Raw genomic sequence first — 17013 nt, 5'->3', positions numbered from 1 at the left:
ACTGTTCGCTCAGCGGCCGCCGCTCTGTCCGGTCTTCAGCTCACGGAACCAACCGGCACGAGTCCGGGGCCGCGGTCGCGTGCAGGTCGGTGTTCCAGCCGGTCGCGATGCTGACGCCGTTCGAGTTCACCGGCAGCCAGCTGTCGGTGTTCGCGGAGTACCGGTACCAGCGCAGGATCGGGCTGTTCTTCCCGTCCCAGGGGCTCGGGCCCCAGGAGCCGCGGCCGTACAGGATGTCCGCGCCGGGGGAGAAGATTCCGGTGAACCAGTTCCAGCCGGTGCCGACCAGTTTGTCCCGCTGGGTCCACTTCGAGGTGCCGAAGTCGTACTGGAAGCGGAACAGGTCGCCGTTCGGGGTCCGGGCGTACAGCACGCCGTCGCCCGCTCCGGTGATCGAGTCGTACTTCAGCCAGCCGGTGTCGACGACCTGGCCGTTGCCGTTGACCCACCAGTTGGCCGCGTCGTCCCAGATGTACACGCGCAGCTGGCCCTGGTCGTCGACCATGAAGAGGCGGCCGGCCTGGTCGACGGTGACGCGGTTCTTGAACTCCGGCGTGAGGTAGCGGGCCCAGCCGTCGCCGACCTGCTTGCCGCCGGTCAGGTTCGTGCCGTCCCACTTCCACATCTTCAGCGAGCCGTTGCCGAACGGGTCGCCCGCGCCGTTGGAACGGTGGATGTCCCAGATGACGCCGCCCTTGCCCGCGATCGGGCGGCCGAACCAGCCGTTGCCACTCGGTTTGGTCGGTTCGGTCCAGCTCGGGGTGCCGTTCGCCGGGTCGCGGTGGAGGTGGCGCCACAGGGTGCCGTCGGCCATGTCGTCCCAGATGACCGCGCCGTTCGGGCAGCTCACCGGGGTCGGGACGGTGTTCTGCCGGACCCAGTCGGCGAGGTCGTCCACCCGGGCCTCGGTGCTGCCTTCGCGGGTTTCGGTCACCGCGAGGCAGCCGTGCTGCCAGGACCGGCTGTTGACCGCGACGACCTCGACCTTGTCGCCCACCGTGCGCAACGCCGGGCCGCCGGCGTCGCCGAGGCAGGTGTCCGAACCGCTGGCGGAAGTCGCCGACACCTCGGTGGCGTTCACCGAGGAGACCGTGAACGACGCGACGGACGGCCGGGCGGGGACCCATTCGGTCGCGGTGCGGCCGAAGCCGGCCAGTTGGAGCGGGTCGCCGGTCTTCGGGGCCGTGGTGGCCAGTGCGACCGGCGTGATTCCGGTGGCGGGTTTGTCGAGTTTCGCCAGCGCGACGTCGCGATCGGTGCGGCTGACCACGCGGACGACCTTGGCGTTCGTCCCGGCTCCGGTGCTGACGTCGACCGCGCCGACGCTGATGGTCGCGTTCTCCGTCGGCGCGCCATTCGGGCCTGCGGTGAGGCAGCTCGCCGAGGTGAGGACCCACGACGGATCGATCAGCGCGGCCGAGCACGCCTTCGTGGGCGTGGCGATGCGCGCCAGATATCCGGAGGTGCCGGCGGGCACGGTGGTCCCGCCGGACACGGCGTGCGCCGGGAGCGAGACGAGCACGCTGCCGGTAACCAGGGTGGCGGAAAGGGTAAGAATTCTGCCTGTTCTACGCGGCACAGAGGTTCTTCCTTTGCGGTGCGGTAATTGACTGCGGGTACCTTGTCCATAGCCCGAACGGTGCAATTTCGATGCTGTCTTCCCCCTCGAAGTCGTCCGCGCGAGTCAATGCTTTTCGATTGACCGGACTGACTATCGACGGGCGTGTGCGGGCATTACCCGGAAGAACCGTGACGCGGAACACTGTGCCGGTCAGCGGGAAATAAAACAGCGGCAGGGTTTCGGAAAACCCTGCCGCTGGAATCAAATGAACTCAGCGATTCAGCTGATAAATCACCGCGTCCTCGTTGCGATAAACTTCTTTCAGGAACGGCAGCCCGTCCAGTCCGATCAGGCCTTCATTCGCGTACGCGGGTTTCGGCGGTGCCGCCGGGCGGCCCAGGATCACCCAGTGGACGTTCAGCCGCTGCACCGCGGCGCGAACCGCCGGATCCGTGTCGTAGTCGCGGAAGTGCGCGGCGAGCAGCACCGCGTCCGACGGCGGACCGGACCCGTCGTCGTGGGCGGCGACGGTCCGGACCCCGCTGAGGGCGTAAGTCCACGGAGTGCCGTCGTAGCGGTCGTTCATCGCCCACTGGCCGGGCTTCGCCAGCTTGCCCAGCTCCACCATCGCGCGTTCTTCGCCGGGCGTGATGTTCTGGTTGCGGGGATCGGGGCTGTGATAGCCGCCCGCGACCACTTCGCTGTTGGTCCGGGTGTACAGGCCCTTCGTGACGCCCACGAAAGCGAGCAGCACCACCGCGGCGAGCGCGGCAGGCGGCACGCGCGAGGGCAGCCGTTCCTTCAGCCAGTCGTGCAGCGCCGCGACGCCGTGGCCCGCGATGAACGACAGCGGCACGATCGCCATCGTGATGAACCGGTACGGGTCGTCCCACCACGGCCGCGACAGCGCCATGACCAGCGGCGAGTCCGAGGACGCCACCGCCATGTAGAACAGGCCGGTGATCAGCGCGGTCAGCCCGATCCAGCGCAGGGCGCCGAGCCGGCGGAAGAAGATGAACCCGACGAACAGCGCCGCCGACAGCCAGATCTGCGGATGCGGTTCGAAGTGCTGGAACCCGAGCAGCGCGCCGAGCGCGGTCGTCGCCCGCCATTCGCTCGGCCAGCCGAGATAGCCCCAGCTGCTCGCCTGCCCCAAAGCGCCGAACAGCTGCATCGACGCCACGACAACCGACACCACCGCGATCGGCAGCAGCACCAGCAGGTCCTTGCCGATCGAACGCCACCGTTCGATCCAGCGCTGCACCAGCAGCGGCCCGGCGAACAGGATCGCGCCGAACAACGCGGACGAGTGAACGCACAGCAGGCCGATCGCCGAGACCACCAGCAGGAAGCCGGTGTCCGGCGCGGGCCGGTCGAGGTAGCGGCGCAGCACCACGGCGGCCAGCGGGGTGAGCGCGATGCCCACCAGGAAGGGGAACAGCGGCCCGCGGTTCATCGACTCGTACAGGCCCATCACCGGCGCGGCCGACGTGAGCGCGACAGCCCCGGCCAGCACCGCGCGGCCACGGAACACCCGCACCAGCACCACGAGCGACAGCGCCAGCAAACCCGGCAGCAGCGCGGTGTTCACGTCCAGGGTGAGCGGGATCGAACCACCGCTGAGCGTGTACTGGACGGAGGCGAGCAGGTGGTACGCGTTGGGGTAGAAGGGCGGTGAGCCGTCGCCGTACCAGTTCAGCCTGCTCATGCCGAAGAGGCTGCCGTCGCCGCTTTCGGCGATGTAGCGCACGCCGTTGGCCGCGTATGGCGCGTCGCCGCCCTGCGCGATCGCGCCGAGGTGCCCCATGCCGTGGACTGCCGTGTAGAAGCCGATCGCGGTCGCGAGGACGAGGCAGGCGCCGACCGCCCAGTTCGCCCGCGGTTCCCAGGCCCGGGGCTCCGGCTCCAGTTCTGGCTTGGGCGGCCACCGGCGCAGGGTGAGCCGCCGGAGTCCGAACGCGACAGCCGCGAAGAGCACCGTGGTCAGCGCGTAGGTCCACGCGTTGAAGGGCAGGCCGATCGCCGCCGTCCACGGACCCGCCAGTCCGCCGATGGCGTAACTCAGCAGCGGGGTCAGGCCGGCCAGCAGCCAGCCGCGCAATCCGGCGGCAGCCCCGGTGATGAGCCCGGGAATTCCGAGCACGAGCAGGCAGCAGGCAATGCTGGCTACTACGGACAGCAGGGTGGGTTCGCTCGGCACAATCTTCCTCGGGTCATGGGACATCCGCCGGCCCCGCCATGGCGGAATGGAATCAAGGTCCAGACTAGCTGGCACCTATATACACCCGAACGGCTGATGTCCGCGGGGCGCGGCCGCGCGCTTGACTGGAACTGGTGAGGAGCGGTCCGCCAGGGGTCGGCCGGACGGGTGAGGGGCGCGGGAGGCTGGGGGCGCGTGATTTACGCGGTCGTGGGGGGATGGCTGGTGCTGGGCGCGCTGGTCGTCGTCGCTTGGCGGCGGATTGGGCAGGATCAGCGGTGGCGCGTCGGGGTTCTTCTTCTCGTCCTCGCGTTTTCGCTCCTGCATCAGTTGTTGTTCGCGACAGTGACCGAAGACGCGTACGTCAGTTTCCGGTACGCGCAGAACATCGCCGACGGCAATGGCCCGGTTTTCAACACTGGCGACCGAAGCGAGACATACGCGAATTTCCTCTGGCTTGTGGTCATCGCGTTGCCGCGTGGGGCATTCGGCGCGGAAGTGCCGACGTCAGCCGTCGTGCTGAGTGGCGTGGCGGCGCTGGGTTGCGTGCTGGTCGCGTACTTCCTCGCCAATCGCATCGCGGCGCTCGCGTTGCCGGAGGGGGTCGAGCCGCGCCGGGCGGTGGGGGTGGCGGCTGCCTTGCTGACCGCAGGGGCGAATGGGCTCGCGGTGTACGGGCTTTCCGGCACTGAGCTGCCGATGTTCGCGTTGCTGGTGCTTTGCGTCGCGTACGCGCTGGTGGCGCGCCGTCCGTTGGTCGCGGGGGTGCTCGTGGCCAGTGCGGTGATGACGCGACCGGAAGGGCTCGCGCTCGCTGTCGTCGGCGCAGGGTGGTTAGTTTTCGCCGCCGCGCGCGGGCGGCATACCTGGTGGGCACCGGCCGGGTTTGTGCTGGGCGCGTTGGTGTTCCTGGTGCCGTGGACGGCTTGGCGGCTGACGTATTACGACCATTTCACCCCCGAAGTGGTGCTGCCACTGGGGCCGGATTGGCCGTATCTGGGCGGCTTCGCCTTGGCGCACTTGGGTTTCCTCGTACCCGCGGTGGTGGTCGCGGGGCTGGTGGCGGCACGGGGACGCGCGGTGGAAGCCCGGTCGGCGTTGTGGCTGCTGCTCGCGCTCGCGGTCGTGCACACCGGATTCGTAGTGTTCTTCGAGGAAGACCCGGGGCTTTCGTGGCGACTGCTCGTGCCAGTGCCGCCGCTGCTGGCTGTCGCCGCGGTGGCGGGGAGCGGTGTCCTCACCCCGATGCCGAGGCCGCGCGCTGCTTCGCGGGCGGTTCCGGCGGCCACGGCGGCGCTCACGGGGGTTGCGGTGACGGTTTCCGTGCTCAGCCCCGAGGTGCTGGAGCGCGTGGAGGCTTGGCACACGCAGGGCGCGCAACTGGCCGAGGTCGGCGACTGGCTCGCGCACTACCTGCCGCGCGGGTCCGTCGTGAGCGCTGGGGCACCGGGGCTGCTCGCGAGCCGGGCTGGTTCGCAGGTGCTCGTGGTCGGGCTGGACGCGGAACGGTCGACGCTCGCCGTGCCCGGCCGGTCGGGGTACGCCCAGCGCCAGGATTGTGCCGATGACCTGCCCGCCTGGTACCGCGTCGCGACCTTCCACCGGACCGGGACGCCGTTCTGGATCTCGGTCTACCCGCGCGCCGAGGACGCGAGCAGGCTCGTCGACGACCTCGACCGGGCCCCGGACTTTCACTACGTGTCCTGCCCCTGAAGTGTGGCGGAGCCGACCCGCGCGACTAAGCGGCGGCTAACCTACGGTCCCGTAGCCTTGGCGCATGGCTGACTTCGTGTACCCGCCCGTCCTGGTCGCCGCGCGGCTGATGTTCCGGCTGCTCGACAACCGGCTCCGGGTGACCGGTGCCGAGCACGTCCCCGCCCGCGGCGGCGCGGTGCTCGCCTGCACGCACGTCAGCTACCTGGACTTCATCTACTGCGGCCTCGGCGCCCGCCCGGCGAAGCGGCTGGTGCGGTTCATGGCCAAACAGGAGATCTTCGGCAACCCGGTCGCCGGCCCGCTGATGCGCGGCATGCACCACATCCCGGTGGACCGCGCGGCCGGACAGGCCTCCTACGACGAGGCGGTGGCGCGGCTGCGCGCGGGCGAGGTCGTCGGCGTTTTCCCGGAGGCGACGATCAGCCAGTCGTTCACGGTGAAGGACATCAAGACGGGCGCGGTCCGGATGGCCGCCGAGGCGGGGGTGCCGGTGGTCCCGATGGCGCTGTGGGGCACCCAGCGGCTGTGGACGAAGGGCCGCCCGCGCGACCTCACCCGCAGGCACGTGCCGATTTCCGTGGTAATCGGCGAGCCGATGCGGCCTGGCCCGGAGGACTCGTGCGAGGCGCTGACGACGGACCTGCGCGCCCGGATGTCGGAGCTGCTGGAGAAGGCGCAGGCGGAGTACCCGGAGGCCCCGGAGAGTGACGCCGAACGTTGGTGGCTGCCCGCACACCTCGGCGGCAGCGCGCCGACGCCGGAGGAAGCTGCGGCTCTCGACCGCCGCTCGTGAGCGTTTAGCGCCCCAATGCCACATTGGGTGCGTTGGACGCACCGAACGCCACATTGGGTGCGTGGGATGCACCGAATGCCACTTTGGGTGCGTTGAGCGGCCCCGCCGCCCGACGTGGCCGATGCCGAGGTCTGTGAGGGGAACCCTCACAGACCTCGATTCCCAGGCCGGGGACTTAAGCCGGGCGGCCGCAGCCTGTTGACCGTCCATAAAGGACGCCAACGCAGCCGAAATGCCCGACTCGCGCCATAATGCCCGTTTCTTCAAGTCTGTGAGGGCCACCTTGAGGGACTCTGATTCCCTCAAGGTGCCCTTCACGGACGACAAGCCCCGCTTCCGCCGCCCGCGTCAGCTGGGGGACCGCTCAGAACCAGCGCTCCAGCACCTGCGCCACCCCGTCCTCCGTAACCGGCCCAGTGATCTCATCCGCCACCGCCAGCAAGCTCGGGTGCCCGTTGGCCATCGCCACGCCGTGGCCAGCCCATTGCAGCATCTCGACGTCGTTGGGCATGTCGCCGAACGCGATCACCGACGACTGGGGCACCTCGAAGCGTTCGGCGATGTCCGCGAGTCCGGTCGCCTTCGTCACGCCGTGCGCGGCTAGCTCGATCAGCCCGCCAGAGGACGAGTACGTGACGTCCACCGCGCCGTCGAGCACCGCGCCCACTGCTTCGGCCATCTCCTCCGACGTCATGCCCCGGCGGCTGACCAGCAGCTTGATCGCGGTTTTCCCAAGGACCTCGGCACGCGGCGCGATCCGGGTCTCCTCGTCGCCCCACGGGTTGTAGTACTCCGGCTCGATCACGAAATTGCGCAGTTCGTGGTCCACCGATCCGGTGCCGACCCGTTCCGCGGCCAGCCGGCAGCCGGGCAGCGCCTTGTCGAGGGTGGACGCCAGGTCGTGCAGCAAAACCGGGTCGAGTTCGCCGTGCACCGCGACCACCGAATCGGTGCCGATGTCGAGCAGCACTGCCCCGTTGGCGCACACCGCGTAGCCGGTCAGGCCGAGCGGGCGGGCGATCGGCGCGATCCAGCGCGGCGGGCGGCCGGTGCACAGCACGAACGGCACGTCGGTGGCCAGTACCCGCTGGACGACCGACACCGTGCGCGGCGTCACTTCTTCGCTGGGGCCGAGCAGGGTGCCGTCGACATCGGACGCGATCAACCGGGGTTTCTCCACCCGGCCCATTCTCCCGGTCGCCGCCCGTTCGAGCGAATGTCAGTGCTGGACGTTACGGTCGGCCTCGTGCGAGCAGGCATCGTAATTCTTCCCGAAGACCGCTGGTGGGCGGCCGAGCCGAAATGGCGCGCGGCCGAGGAGTACGGCTTCGACCACGCGTGGACCTACGACCATCTCGGCTGGCGATCGCTGGTCGACGGCCCGTGGTTCTCCGCCGTGCCCACCCTGACCGCGGCCGCCATGGTCACCTCCACGATCCGGCTGGGCACCTTCGTCGCCTCTCCGGTCGCACGGCACCCGGTGCCGTTCGCGCGCGAGCTGATCACCCTGGACGACGTGTCCGACGGCCGGTTCGTGCTGGGCGTCGGAGCCGGCGTGGACCACTCGCGTTACGACGCGCAGGTGCTCGCCGCGCCGGAGCTGACCGCGCGGCAGCGGGCCGACCGTTTCACCGAGTTCGTCGAGGCCCTCGACGGGCTGCTGATGACCGACAACTTCGACTTCTCCGGCGAGTACTACTCCGCGCGCGGCGCGCGGAACCTCCCTGGCACGGTCCAGCGGCCCCGGCTGCCGTTCCTGGTCGCGGCCAACGGCCCGCGCACCATGACGCTGGCCGCGCGATTCGGGGCGGGCTGGGTCACCACCGGCCGCGGCGGGGCCACCCTCGACGAGTGGTGGGCCGGCATCGGCGAGCTGGTCCGCACGTTCGACCAGCGGCTCGAAGCGGCCGGGCGCGAACCGGCGAGCATCCAGCGGCACCTGAGCCTCGACGCGGCCCCGGTGTTCTCGCTCAGCAGCGTCGCGGCGTTCCGCGAGGCCACCGAACGGGCCCGTGAGCTGGGCTTCACCGACGTCATCGCGCACTGGCCGCGCTCGAGCGGGCCGTACGAGGGGCACGAGTCGGTGCTGGAGAAGGTCGTCGAAGAAGTGCTGCCGGGCCTCAAGGCCGAGTGACGCCCCGGGACCGCGGCCGGGGAGGCCGCGGTCCCGGGAGGTCAGCGGATGATCGTGTAGATCTGCGCGCCGGGATTGTCGTACACGAGGCGCAGGAAATCGCTGCCCCTGAGGTCGCGCAGGCCGGGGGAGAGCGGCGCGTCCTTGGCGATCGAGCCGCTGCCGACCAGCACGTGGTGCACCTTCAGCCGCCGCACCGCCTCGCGAACGCGCTGGTCAAGGTCGTAGTCGCGGAAGTGCAGCGACAGGTACTTCGCGTCGGGCGAGATCGGCCCGCCGCCGTCGTAGTGCCCGGCCACCGGGTGCACGCCGGTCAGCGCGTACATCCACGCGGTGCCGTCGAGCCGGTCGTTCAGCACCTTCTCCTCGGCCGGGATGTGCATCCGGCCGAGGAAGTCCATCGCCGCGATCTCGTCCGGGCTGACCGGCGGCGTGACCTCGCCCTCGGGGCCGTTGTAGTACAGGAACGACACCGCGGTGGCGTTCGCGGTGCGGTAGAAACCGCCGGTGAGCACCGCGGTCACGGCCACGACCACCGCCGCCGCCGCGATGCCGAGCCGCGACACCACCTGCGGCCGGGCCTTTGCCCAGGAAATCGAGCGGATCAGCCGCGCGATCCAGCGCTGCAGCTCCGCCATGCCGTGCCCGGCGAGCAGGCACAGCGGGATCGCGGCGAGCGCCATCAGCCGGAACCGGTCGTTCCACCACGGCCGCGACAGAGAGATCACCAGCGGCGCCGAGCCATAGGACGTGACCAGCACGAACAGCCCGGACAGCCCGATCGCGGACAGGATCAGCCAGCGCATCCGGCCGAGCGTGCGGAAGCTCAGCACGCCGACCGCGAGCAGCACAGTGAGCCAGAGCTGCGGTTCGTGCAGCACCTGCTGGAACGTGCCGAGCATGTTCAGCGCCGACATGACCGGAAGGTTCGAATTCCACGGCTGGTACGGGTAGGCGCTGTTGGTGAAGCCGATCGCGCCCAGGATCTGCAGTGCGGCGAGCGCGAGCGCGACCACCATCACCGGCACAGTGCGCACGATGTCGCTGCCGATCACGCGCAGGCCGTTGCGTCCTTCGGGCACACCGTCCACCCGAAGCCCGCGAAGCGCTCGGTACCAGCGCTGCAGCACAAGCGGTGCGGCCAGGAGCACGCCGCCGAACAGTGCGCTCGAATGCGCGACGAGCAGACCGTCCACGGTGAGCGCCAAGACCAGACCGGTGTCGATTCCCGGGCGTACGAGGAAGCGCTGCAGCGAGACCACCATGAGCGGCGTGAGGACGACGCCCAGCGCGTACGGCAGCAGGCCGCTCGATACCGACTCGTACGCGCCCGTGGTGGCCGCAGCGGCGATGAGCGCTGTGCAACCCGCGAAGACCGCACGGCCGCCCATCTGGCGGACCAGCGCGACCATTGACAGCGCGAAGATGCCCGCGACCGGCATGGTGATGGCGTTCAGCGTGACCGGGATGCTCGTCCCGGAGATCTGGTAAACCAGCGAGCCGACCAGGTGGTAGCCGTTCGGGTAGAACGAGCCGTCCGGGTACCAGTTGATCTTGCTCATGCCGATGAGCGAGCCGTCGCCGGTGTCGGCGATGTAGCGGATGCCGTTCGCGTGATAGACGGTGTCCCAGCGCTGGAAGACGGCTGTCGTCCCGCCGCGCGCGGACAGCACCACCGCGATCGACAGCGCCGTCGCCACCACGACGCAGGCCGCGACCGACCAATGCGCACGCGTGCTCCACACGACCGGCGGCTTCTCCGCGCCCGGGCTGATCCAGCCGCGGAGGAGGCAGAGCCGCCGGATGCCGTACACGACCCCCGCCAGCAGCACGGTGCACGCCGCGGCGGTGAAGACGTTGTACGGAAGACCGACCGCAGCCAACCAGGGCCCGCCCAAGCCGGTGACGGCATAGCTGAGCAGCGGCGCGAGCCCGGCGAGGGCCCATCCGCGCACTCCCGCGGCCCGGCCGATGAGCCCTCCCGGGACCGTCAGCACGGCCAGATAAGTGGCGACCGCGCCGAAATAGGTCCAGAAGGTGTCTGGTGCAGGCATGCTTCTCACTTGTGTAGTGCGGGTAAAACCTGGCGGGATGCCGAGGTCGGTTCGGGACGCGGTCGCGCGACTGCGTACCCTGAGCGCCCGTGAGCGAGCACACGAACTCCGCCAAGATTACTGAAGACGACTTTCGCGGTTACGACCTCGTCGTCGTCGGGTCCGGTTTCTTCGGCCTGACCATCGCCGAACGGGCCGCGGCCGAGCTGGGCAAGAAGGTCCTGGTCCTCGAGCGCCGCCACCACCTCGGGGGCAACGCCTACTCCGAGGTCGAGCCCGAAACGGGCATCGAGGTGCACCGCTACGGCGCGCACCTGTTCCACACGTCCAACAAGCGGGTGTGGGAGTACGTCAACCGCTTCACCGAGTTCACCGGCTACCAGCACCGGGTCTTCGGCAAGCACGACGGGCAGGTCTACCCGCTGCCGATGAACCTCGGCATGATCAACCAGTTCTTCGGCAAGTCGCACACGCCGGACGAGGCGCGCGAGCTGATCGCCAAGCAGGCCGCCGAGTTCCGGACCGAGGACGCGCAGAACCTCGAGGAGAAGGCGATCTCGCTGATCGGCCGTCCCCTCTACGAGGCGTTCATCCGGGACTACACCGCGAAGCAGTGGGAAAACGACCCGAAGAACCTCGGCGCGAACATCATCACCCGCCTGCCGGTCCGCTACACGTTCGACAACCGGTACTTCAACGACACCTACGAGGGTCTGCCGGTCAACGGCTACACCGCGTGGCTCGAGAAGATGGCCGAGCACGAGAACATCGAGATCCGGCTGAACATCGACTACTTCGACGTGCGCGAGCACATCCCGGCGGGCACCCCGACGGTCTACACCGGGCCGCTCGACCGCTACTTCGACTACTCGGCGGGCCGGTTCACCTGGCGCACCGTCGACTTCGAGTCCGAGGTCGCGCAGACGGGCGACTACCAGGGCACCTCGGTCGTCAACTACAACGACGCCGACGTCGACTACACCCGGATCATCGAGTTCCGCCACTTCCACCCGGAGCGGGACTACCCGAAGGACAAGACCGTCATCTTCCGCGAGTACTCCCGTTTCGCGAAGGAAGACGACGAGCCGTACTACCCGATCAACACCGCCGAGAACCGCGAGAAGCTGGAAAGCTACCGCGAGCTGGCGAAGACCGAGGCGCGCGAGAAGAACGTGCTCTTCGGCGGCCGCCTTGGCACGTACAAGTACCTCGACATGCACATGGCGATCGGGTCGGCGCTGTCGATGTTCGACAACAAGATCGCCCCGCACCTCACCGATGGTGCGCCCCTGGACGGGTCGATCGATGCTTGAGAAAGACACCCCGCGCGGTGAGGTAGCCGTGCTCTCCAGCACCCAGAAGGTGCTGAAGAAGCCGGGCACGGTGCGGGTCGCGCGGGGAATGTCGCTGTTCGGCGAGCACAGCGCGGGATGGTTCGCGCTGGGCTTGCTCGGAGCGGCGGTGGACCGCGACCGGCGCAAGGACTGGCTGGTCGCGTCGGCCGGAGTGGTGGGCGCGCACGCGGCGTCGATCGCCGTGAAACGCGTCGTGCGGCGGCGCCGTCCGGACCATCCCAGCGTGGAGGTTCTGGTCGGCACGCCGAGCAAGCTGAGCTTCCCGTCGTCGCACGCGACGTCGACGACGGCGGCGGCGGTGCTCTACTCCGGATTGACCGGGCGTAACCTGGTCCCCGCCCTGGTACCGCCGATGCTCGCCTCGAGGCTGCTGCTCGGCGTTCACTATCCGACAGACGTTCTGGCCGGAGCCGCCCTGGGAGGCGTCGTCGGCGGTCTGATCCGACGGAAGCTGACCAAGAAGCGATGAGCGAAACGACCGACGAGCGAACCGAAAACGCGTCCGGTACGGCCGAATCCGCGCAAGCGACGGAATCGGCTGCCGAAAAGACCGACGTGGCCGAGGAGACCGAGAAGGCCGAGAAGACCGACGCGGCCGAGAAGGCCGAAGCTCCGGCCATCCCGGCTCCGGCCCCAGCCGCTGGCCCGAGCCCGGTACGGCTCGTGCTCGGGGTGATCAAAACCGCGCGCCCGAAGCAGTGGGTGAAGAACGTCCTCGTCTTCGCGGCGCCGTTCTTCGCGTTCTCGAAGGCGACGAACCGGACCGAGCTGGTCATCGACGCGCTGATCGCGTTCGTGGCCTTCTCGTTCACCGCCTCGTCGGTCTACCTGATCAACGACGCCGTCGACGTCGAGGCCGACCGGGCCCACCCGACGAAGCGCAACCGCCCGATCGCGGCGGGCATCGTGCCGGTCCCGGTGGCGTACGCGTCCGCCGTGGTGTTCTTCCTGGCCGGTCTCGCCGTGTCGTTCGCCGCGGACTGGCGGCTGGCGATCGTGCTGGCGGTCTACGAAGCCGTCCAGCTCGGCTACTGCTTCGGCCTGAAGCACCAGCCGGTGGTGGACCTGGCGATCGTCGGCTCGGGCTTCCTGATGCGCTCGGTCGCCGGCGGTGTGGCGGGCGGCATCGCGATGTCGCAGTGGTTCCTGCTGGTCACGGCGTTCGGCTCGCTGTTCATGGTGGCGGGCAAGCGGTACGCGGAGATCATGCTGTTCGAGCGCACCGGCGCGAAGATCCGGTCCTCGCTGAAGAAGTACTCGGCGAGCTACCTGCGCTTCGTGTGGGCGACGTCGGCGGCGATCCTGATCATGTCGTACTGCCTGTGGGCGTTCGAGATCCGGCAGGCCGAGCACAACTCGGTGTGGGCCGTCGTGTCGATGGTCCCGTTCGTGATCGCGGTGCTCCGCTACGCGGTCGACGTGGACGGCGGCAACGCCGGCGCGCCGGACGAGATCGCCCTGAAGGACCGCGTGCTGCAGGTGCTCGGCGCGACCTGGGTCGTGACCCTGTTCCTGTCGTTCTACCTGTGAACGGCGCGCGGATTTAGACAGCTGGGATTCAGCTTCTCCACAGCAACGACGGTCACCCTCGGGGGGTGGGAGCCGGGACCGCCCGCCTCCCACCCGCGCAGCCCGGAGGACCGACGATGAACGACAACGAGCACCCCTCGCCCGGCGAGCCCGCGGGGCAGGAGCCGACTGAGCAGTTCGGCCGGACCGGGGACCTGGGTGCGGCTTCCGCCAGCGAAGGTTCCGCTGGTCAGCCGGGGTCGGCCGCTGAACAGCCCGCTCAGCCGGGCCAGCCAGCCGGGCAGGCTGGTCACCCGAATCCGCCCGCTCAGCCAGCCGAGCAGGCCGCTCAGCCTGGCCAGCCTCCGTCGCCTGCTGAGGCCGCTCAGCCCGGCCCCTTCGCTCAACCCAGCCCGTGGGGCATGCCGCTGCCACCGCCCAAACAAGGCGGCTTCCGACGCTTCATCGCCCACCGCGCGACACAACTGGTCGCCGTGGGAGTCCTCGGGCTGGCCGTGGGCGGCGGCATCGTCGGCGGGGTCATGGCCGCGACGGACCACCACCCCGGCCGCCCCGGCACGAGCCAGCACCAGGGCGGCCACCGCTTCAACGACGGCGGCCCCGGCCAGCACCACCGCAACGACGCACCGGACAACGGCCCGCGGTTCGGCAACTGAGCGAACGGCGGCCAGCCGAGTATTTCGGGCAGGATCCGTACCCCCGGGACCTCACTCGGCCAGCAGCGCCGGGTACAGCACCGTCGGATGCTCGGCCAGCCCGGCCTTCGCCGCCGCGCTGTCCGCGTCCGCGATGATCTCGATTTCACCCGCTTCCAGGCCGTCCAGCGCGGCCCGGACGACCTCGGCCGGGTCGTTTTTCGGGATGTCGAAGCTCGCCATCATGTCGGTATCGGTGCTCGCCATGACCAGGCCGCTCACCAGCGTGCGCTGCGCCAGCAGTTCCAGCCGCACCGCGTTGGTCAGGCTCCACGCCGCTGATTTCGACGCCGCGTAGCCCGCCGAGCCCGGATAGGTCGTCCAGGACAGTGCGGAAAGGACATTCAAAACCGCGCCATTCTTCAACCCTGGCGCGAATGCGCGGATCATATTCAGCGGGCCGAAGAAATTCGTCTCCATTTCGCGGCGGATCTCGGCCAGGTCGCCGGTCACCAGGTCGGTGAAGGCGGCGATGCCGGCGTTGTTGATCAGCAGGTTCACGTCCGGCGCGGCAGCCGCGGCGGCGGCGATGGAATCGGGATCGGTGACGTCCAGCGGCAGCGACACGGTGCCGTCGATCTCGACGGGGCGGCGTGCGGTGGCGTAGACCTTCGCCGCGCCGCGGTCCAGCAGCGCGCGGACGAAGTGGGTGCCGAGCCCGCGTCCGGCACCGGTGACCAGTGCGGTTGCGCCTGCGATCTGCATGGGAGTTCTCCTCAGGAAGCCGGGTGGTCTTACGGCTATCCTGGATCCTGACGTCAATGTTAGGTTCTCGTGTTTGTGGCACGGATCACGGAGGCTCGGATGCGGATCGGCGAGGTGGCGGAGCGCGCGGGGGTCAGCGTGCGGTCGCTGCGCTACTACGAGCAGCAAGGGCTGATCGAGGCGACGCGGACGTCCGGCGGTCAGCGTCGCTACAGCGCGGACGCGGTGTCGTGGGTGGGGCTGATCCAGCAGCTCTACGCGGCCGGGCTGTCCAGCGCGACGATCCGCGAGTTGATGCCGTGCCTGCACGCGGGAGTCAGCACACCGGAGTCGCGCGTTCGGTTGCGTGCGGAGAAGGCCCGGCTGGACGAGCACATTTCCGGTCTCGAACGCACTCGCGAGCGGCTTGAGGCGATGATCGAATTGGCGGAGACGCCGAATCCGCATTGTCCGGTCGTGGTGGGCTAAAGGGCGGCGAAGGTGTCGTTCAGAATCTTCACGACTGCTCGCGGGGTGCCGGAGATGAGTTCGGTGCGGCCTTCGGTCGTCGGGTAGGTGAGGATCCGGCCGGCGCGCACGTCGGCGGCGAGGATCGGGCCGCCGGTGCGGTGGCGGCCGTTCGCGCGACGCGCGACGTAGAGCTGGTGGGTGGCGTCCGCGGGCTGGTTCAGGGTCGAGGCGAGGTATTCGTGGCTGTTGGTTTCGTCGAACGGGTCCGGGGCTGTGTCCGACGCGGTTACCGAGACCGAACGGACTGGCGCGCCGGGGATTTGCGGAAGCGTGCCGAAAAGCGTCGTGGCTAGCCGGGACGACGCGGTGGGTTGGATTTCGACCAGGCCATCCTGCGCGGATACCAGAATCGCGGCTTGTTCTCGTTGCGCGACGATGACAGTTCGCTGGATTCCGCCGCGCAATGCGGACCAGGCGAAGTACTCGCGTTCGGCATCGGCGAGCACTCGCAGGATGGCCCGCAAATGCGCGGAGGGGGCGTCGTTGTCGGCCAGGCCGAGTTTCGTGAGGAGAGTGATGGTGGCGGCGTGAAGTTCGCGGTGCGCACCGGTTTTGACCCAGACCCGGTTCGCCCGCAGCATCGGGTGCTGTTCGCCGAGGTCGAGCATGTCCCAGACGGCCGAGAGTGCTTCGACGGGCAGAGTCACCGTCTGCTCGACGTCCGCCCGCACCTGTCCCCCTGGCTTTCTCAATCGGCTGCCATTAGCACGGTAGCCGATTGATTACCCGAGTGTCTGCAATTGAGAACGAGGTGGCGGTTATCGGAAAGCCGTCGCCGATAAGACGCAGACGCTATAGGCATAAATGCTCTGATCATTACTGCTCTGGCGTCAGCGGCGGTAGACGTGTGTGATTAACCGACGATGGCCAAGCCTCCGCTCTCCGCCGCGACTCGCACCATTGGCGAGCGCGTGCGCGAATTTCGCAACGACGCGGGGCTGAGCCAGGAACAGCTGGCCGAACTGGCCGGGGTGCACTGGACGTTCGTGAGCCAGGTCGAACGCGGACTGCGCAACATCAACCTGCACAATCTGCTCAAATTCGCCGACGGTCTCGGGGTGAACCCGGCCCGCCTGGTCGACGGGCTGCGGCCACCGTCCGGCGACTAGTCCACAGTGGACGGCCGGAGCACCTGGCGAAAGGTGCCTTCGCGGACCAGCAAAAGCTGTGTGATCACCTGCAGTCCGACGAAAAACGCGATCGACAGCCCGGCGTCGAGCGCGGGGACGTCGTCGACCGGCAGCGTGTAAGCCATGCCGATGCTGAGTCCACTGTGGACCAGAGAGCCGACGCCCCACACCACGGTGAGCGTCCGCCACACCCGGCGGAACGACGGGCGCTCCGCCCACGCCGAGTCCAGCCGGGAACCGCGGCCGGGCAGCAGGGCGCGGGCCGCCTGGTAGGTCGTCGGGTACTGGCCGATGACCATGCTCGCGAGCAGCCAGACGCCCGCCAGCGTGCTGAACCAGGCACCGCGCACGAGCATCAGCCGGGCGTCGCCGGTCATCAGCGTGGTCGCCAGGCCGACGGCGAGGAACATCAGGACGAGCAGGCCGATTCCGTCCACCCGATGCCGGGTGACCAGCGTGTACAGCACGCGCGACGCGGGCGGCAGGCCGCTCAGCAGCAGCGCCCACACCGGCGGGACGTCGAAGGCCCGAAGCAGGTAGTAGCCGCCGACTGGCGCGCCGAGGTCGATCAGCAGCACGGCCAGCGACGAGCGGAATTCGTTCCCCATGCCCCCGAGTTTCGGCGGGCGG

At 69.1% G+C, this 17013-nt stretch carries 16 protein-coding genes; 9 read left to right on the top strand and 7 right to left on the bottom strand.

Annotated features, from left to right (window positions below):
• Positions 1 to 40 precede the first annotated feature (40 nt).
• Both ACFSVL_RS07940 and ACFSVL_RS07935 read right to left on the bottom strand, forming a co-directional pair.
• The gene (locus ACFSVL_RS07940; protein ID WP_378301844.1) at positions 41 to 1579 is read right to left on the bottom strand and encodes a tachylectin-related carbohydrate-binding protein; all 1539 of its coding nucleotides are present in this window, start codon (positions 1577 to 1579) and stop codon (positions 41 to 43) included.
• A gap of 253 nt (positions 1580 to 1832) precedes the next feature.
• The gene (locus ACFSVL_RS07935; protein ID WP_378301842.1) at positions 1833 to 3761 is read right to left on the bottom strand and encodes a DUF6541 family protein; all 1929 of its coding nucleotides are present in this window, start codon (positions 3759 to 3761) and stop codon (positions 1833 to 1835) included.
• Between the two features lie 195 nt (positions 3762 to 3956).
• Here ACFSVL_RS07935 and ACFSVL_RS07930 point away from each other — a divergent pair, with 195 nt between their 5' ends.
• Together ACFSVL_RS07930 and ACFSVL_RS07925 are read left to right on the top strand one after the other, a co-directional pair.
• Positions 3957 to 5474, top strand: a complete 1518-nt coding sequence (locus tag ACFSVL_RS07930) for a hypothetical protein (RefSeq protein ID WP_378301840.1) — start codon at positions 3957 to 3959, stop codon at positions 5472 to 5474.
• Between the two features lie 64 nt (positions 5475 to 5538).
• Entirely contained in the window at positions 5539 to 6270 is a 732-nt protein-coding gene (locus ACFSVL_RS07925; protein WP_378301838.1) for a lysophospholipid acyltransferase family protein, read from the top strand.
• A gap of 364 nt (positions 6271 to 6634) precedes the next feature.
• On the opposite strand, the gene ACFSVL_RS07920 is transcribed toward ACFSVL_RS07925, so the two are convergent.
• On the bottom strand, positions 6635 to 7459 hold the full coding sequence (locus ACFSVL_RS07920; protein ID WP_378301837.1) for an HAD family hydrolase: 825 nt from the start codon (positions 7457 to 7459) through the stop codon (positions 6635 to 6637).
• 57 nt (positions 7460 to 7516) lie between these two features.
• Here ACFSVL_RS07920 and ACFSVL_RS07915 point away from each other — a divergent pair, with 57 nt between their 5' ends.
• A complete protein-coding gene (locus ACFSVL_RS07915; protein WP_378301835.1) occupies positions 7517 to 8404 on the top strand; it encodes an LLM class flavin-dependent oxidoreductase in 888 nt (295 codons plus the stop codon).
• Positions 8405 to 8445: 41 nt separating this feature from the next.
• On the opposite strand, the gene ACFSVL_RS07910 is transcribed toward ACFSVL_RS07915, so the two are convergent.
• Complete coding sequence (locus ACFSVL_RS07910) at positions 8446 to 10458, bottom strand: DUF6541 family protein (protein ID WP_378301833.1); 2013 nt, start codon at positions 10456 to 10458, stop codon at positions 8446 to 8448.
• A gap of 89 nt (positions 10459 to 10547) precedes the next feature.
• Between ACFSVL_RS07910 and glf the strand changes: the two genes are divergently transcribed.
• The 4 genes from glf to ACFSVL_RS07890 all read left to right on the top strand — a co-directional run bounded on the left by glf (position 10548) and on the right by ACFSVL_RS07890 (position 13999).
• A complete protein-coding gene (gene glf, locus ACFSVL_RS07905; protein ID WP_378301831.1) occupies positions 10548 to 11771 on the top strand; it encodes a UDP-galactopyranose mutase in 1224 nt (407 codons plus the stop codon).
• Positions 11764 to 12282, top strand: a complete 519-nt coding sequence (locus ACFSVL_RS07900) for a phosphatase PAP2 family protein (RefSeq protein WP_378301829.1) — start codon at positions 11764 to 11766, stop codon at positions 12280 to 12282. Before glf ends, ACFSVL_RS07900 begins: the two co-directional genes overlap by 8 nt.
• Positions 12279 to 13343 (top strand): decaprenyl-phosphate phosphoribosyltransferase, encoded by a 1065-nt coding sequence (locus ACFSVL_RS07895; protein ID WP_378301827.1) that lies wholly within the window; start codon positions 12279 to 12281, stop codon positions 13341 to 13343. Before ACFSVL_RS07900 ends, ACFSVL_RS07895 begins: the two co-directional genes overlap by 4 nt.
• A 116-nt stretch (positions 13344 to 13459) precedes the next feature.
• A complete protein-coding gene (locus ACFSVL_RS07890; protein ID WP_378301825.1) occupies positions 13460 to 13999 on the top strand; it encodes a hypothetical protein in 540 nt (179 codons plus the stop codon).
• A gap of 51 nt (positions 14000 to 14050) precedes the next feature.
• On the opposite strand, the gene ACFSVL_RS07885 is transcribed toward ACFSVL_RS07890, so the two are convergent.
• A complete protein-coding gene (locus ACFSVL_RS07885; RefSeq protein ID WP_378301823.1) occupies positions 14051 to 14743 on the bottom strand; it encodes an SDR family oxidoreductase in 693 nt (230 codons plus the stop codon).
• A 99-nt stretch (positions 14744 to 14842) separates the two neighbouring features.
• On the opposite strand from ACFSVL_RS07885, the gene ACFSVL_RS07880 reads away from it, so the two are divergent.
• Positions 14843 to 15211, top strand: a complete 369-nt coding sequence (locus tag ACFSVL_RS07880; protein WP_378301821.1) for a MerR family transcriptional regulator — start codon at positions 14843 to 14845, stop codon at positions 15209 to 15211.
• Here ACFSVL_RS07880 and ACFSVL_RS07875 read toward each other — a convergent pair.
• Positions 15208 to 15924, bottom strand: coding sequence for an ESX secretion-associated protein EspG (locus tag ACFSVL_RS07875; RefSeq protein WP_378301820.1), 717 nt, complete (start codon positions 15922 to 15924; stop codon positions 15208 to 15210). The genes ACFSVL_RS07880 and ACFSVL_RS07875 overlap by 4 nt on opposite strands.
• A 192-nt stretch (positions 15925 to 16116) precedes the next feature.
• Here ACFSVL_RS07875 and ACFSVL_RS07870 point away from each other — a divergent pair, with 192 nt between their 5' ends.
• Positions 16117 to 16362 carry a helix-turn-helix domain-containing protein gene (locus tag ACFSVL_RS07870; RefSeq protein ID WP_101436515.1) on the top strand — a complete coding sequence of 82 codons (246 nt, stop codon included), beginning with the start codon at positions 16117 to 16119 and terminating at the stop codon, positions 16360 to 16362.
• Here the strand turns inward: ACFSVL_RS07870 and ACFSVL_RS07865 are convergent.
• Complete coding sequence (locus ACFSVL_RS07865; protein WP_378301817.1) at positions 16359 to 16991, bottom strand: VC0807 family protein; 633 nt, start codon at positions 16989 to 16991, stop codon at positions 16359 to 16361. The genes ACFSVL_RS07870 and ACFSVL_RS07865 overlap by 4 nt on opposite strands.
• Between the last annotated feature and the right edge of the window lie 22 nt (positions 16992 to 17013).

It is taken from the genome of Amycolatopsis silviterrae (assembly GCF_042684085.1).
In the GTDB taxonomy this organism is placed as follows: domain Bacteria; phylum Actinomycetota; class Actinomycetes; order Mycobacteriales; family Pseudonocardiaceae; genus Amycolatopsis; species Amycolatopsis silviterrae.
The sequence above is the reverse complement of the archived record's forward strand: the minus strand, read 5'-3'. Positions and strand labels throughout refer to the sequence as shown.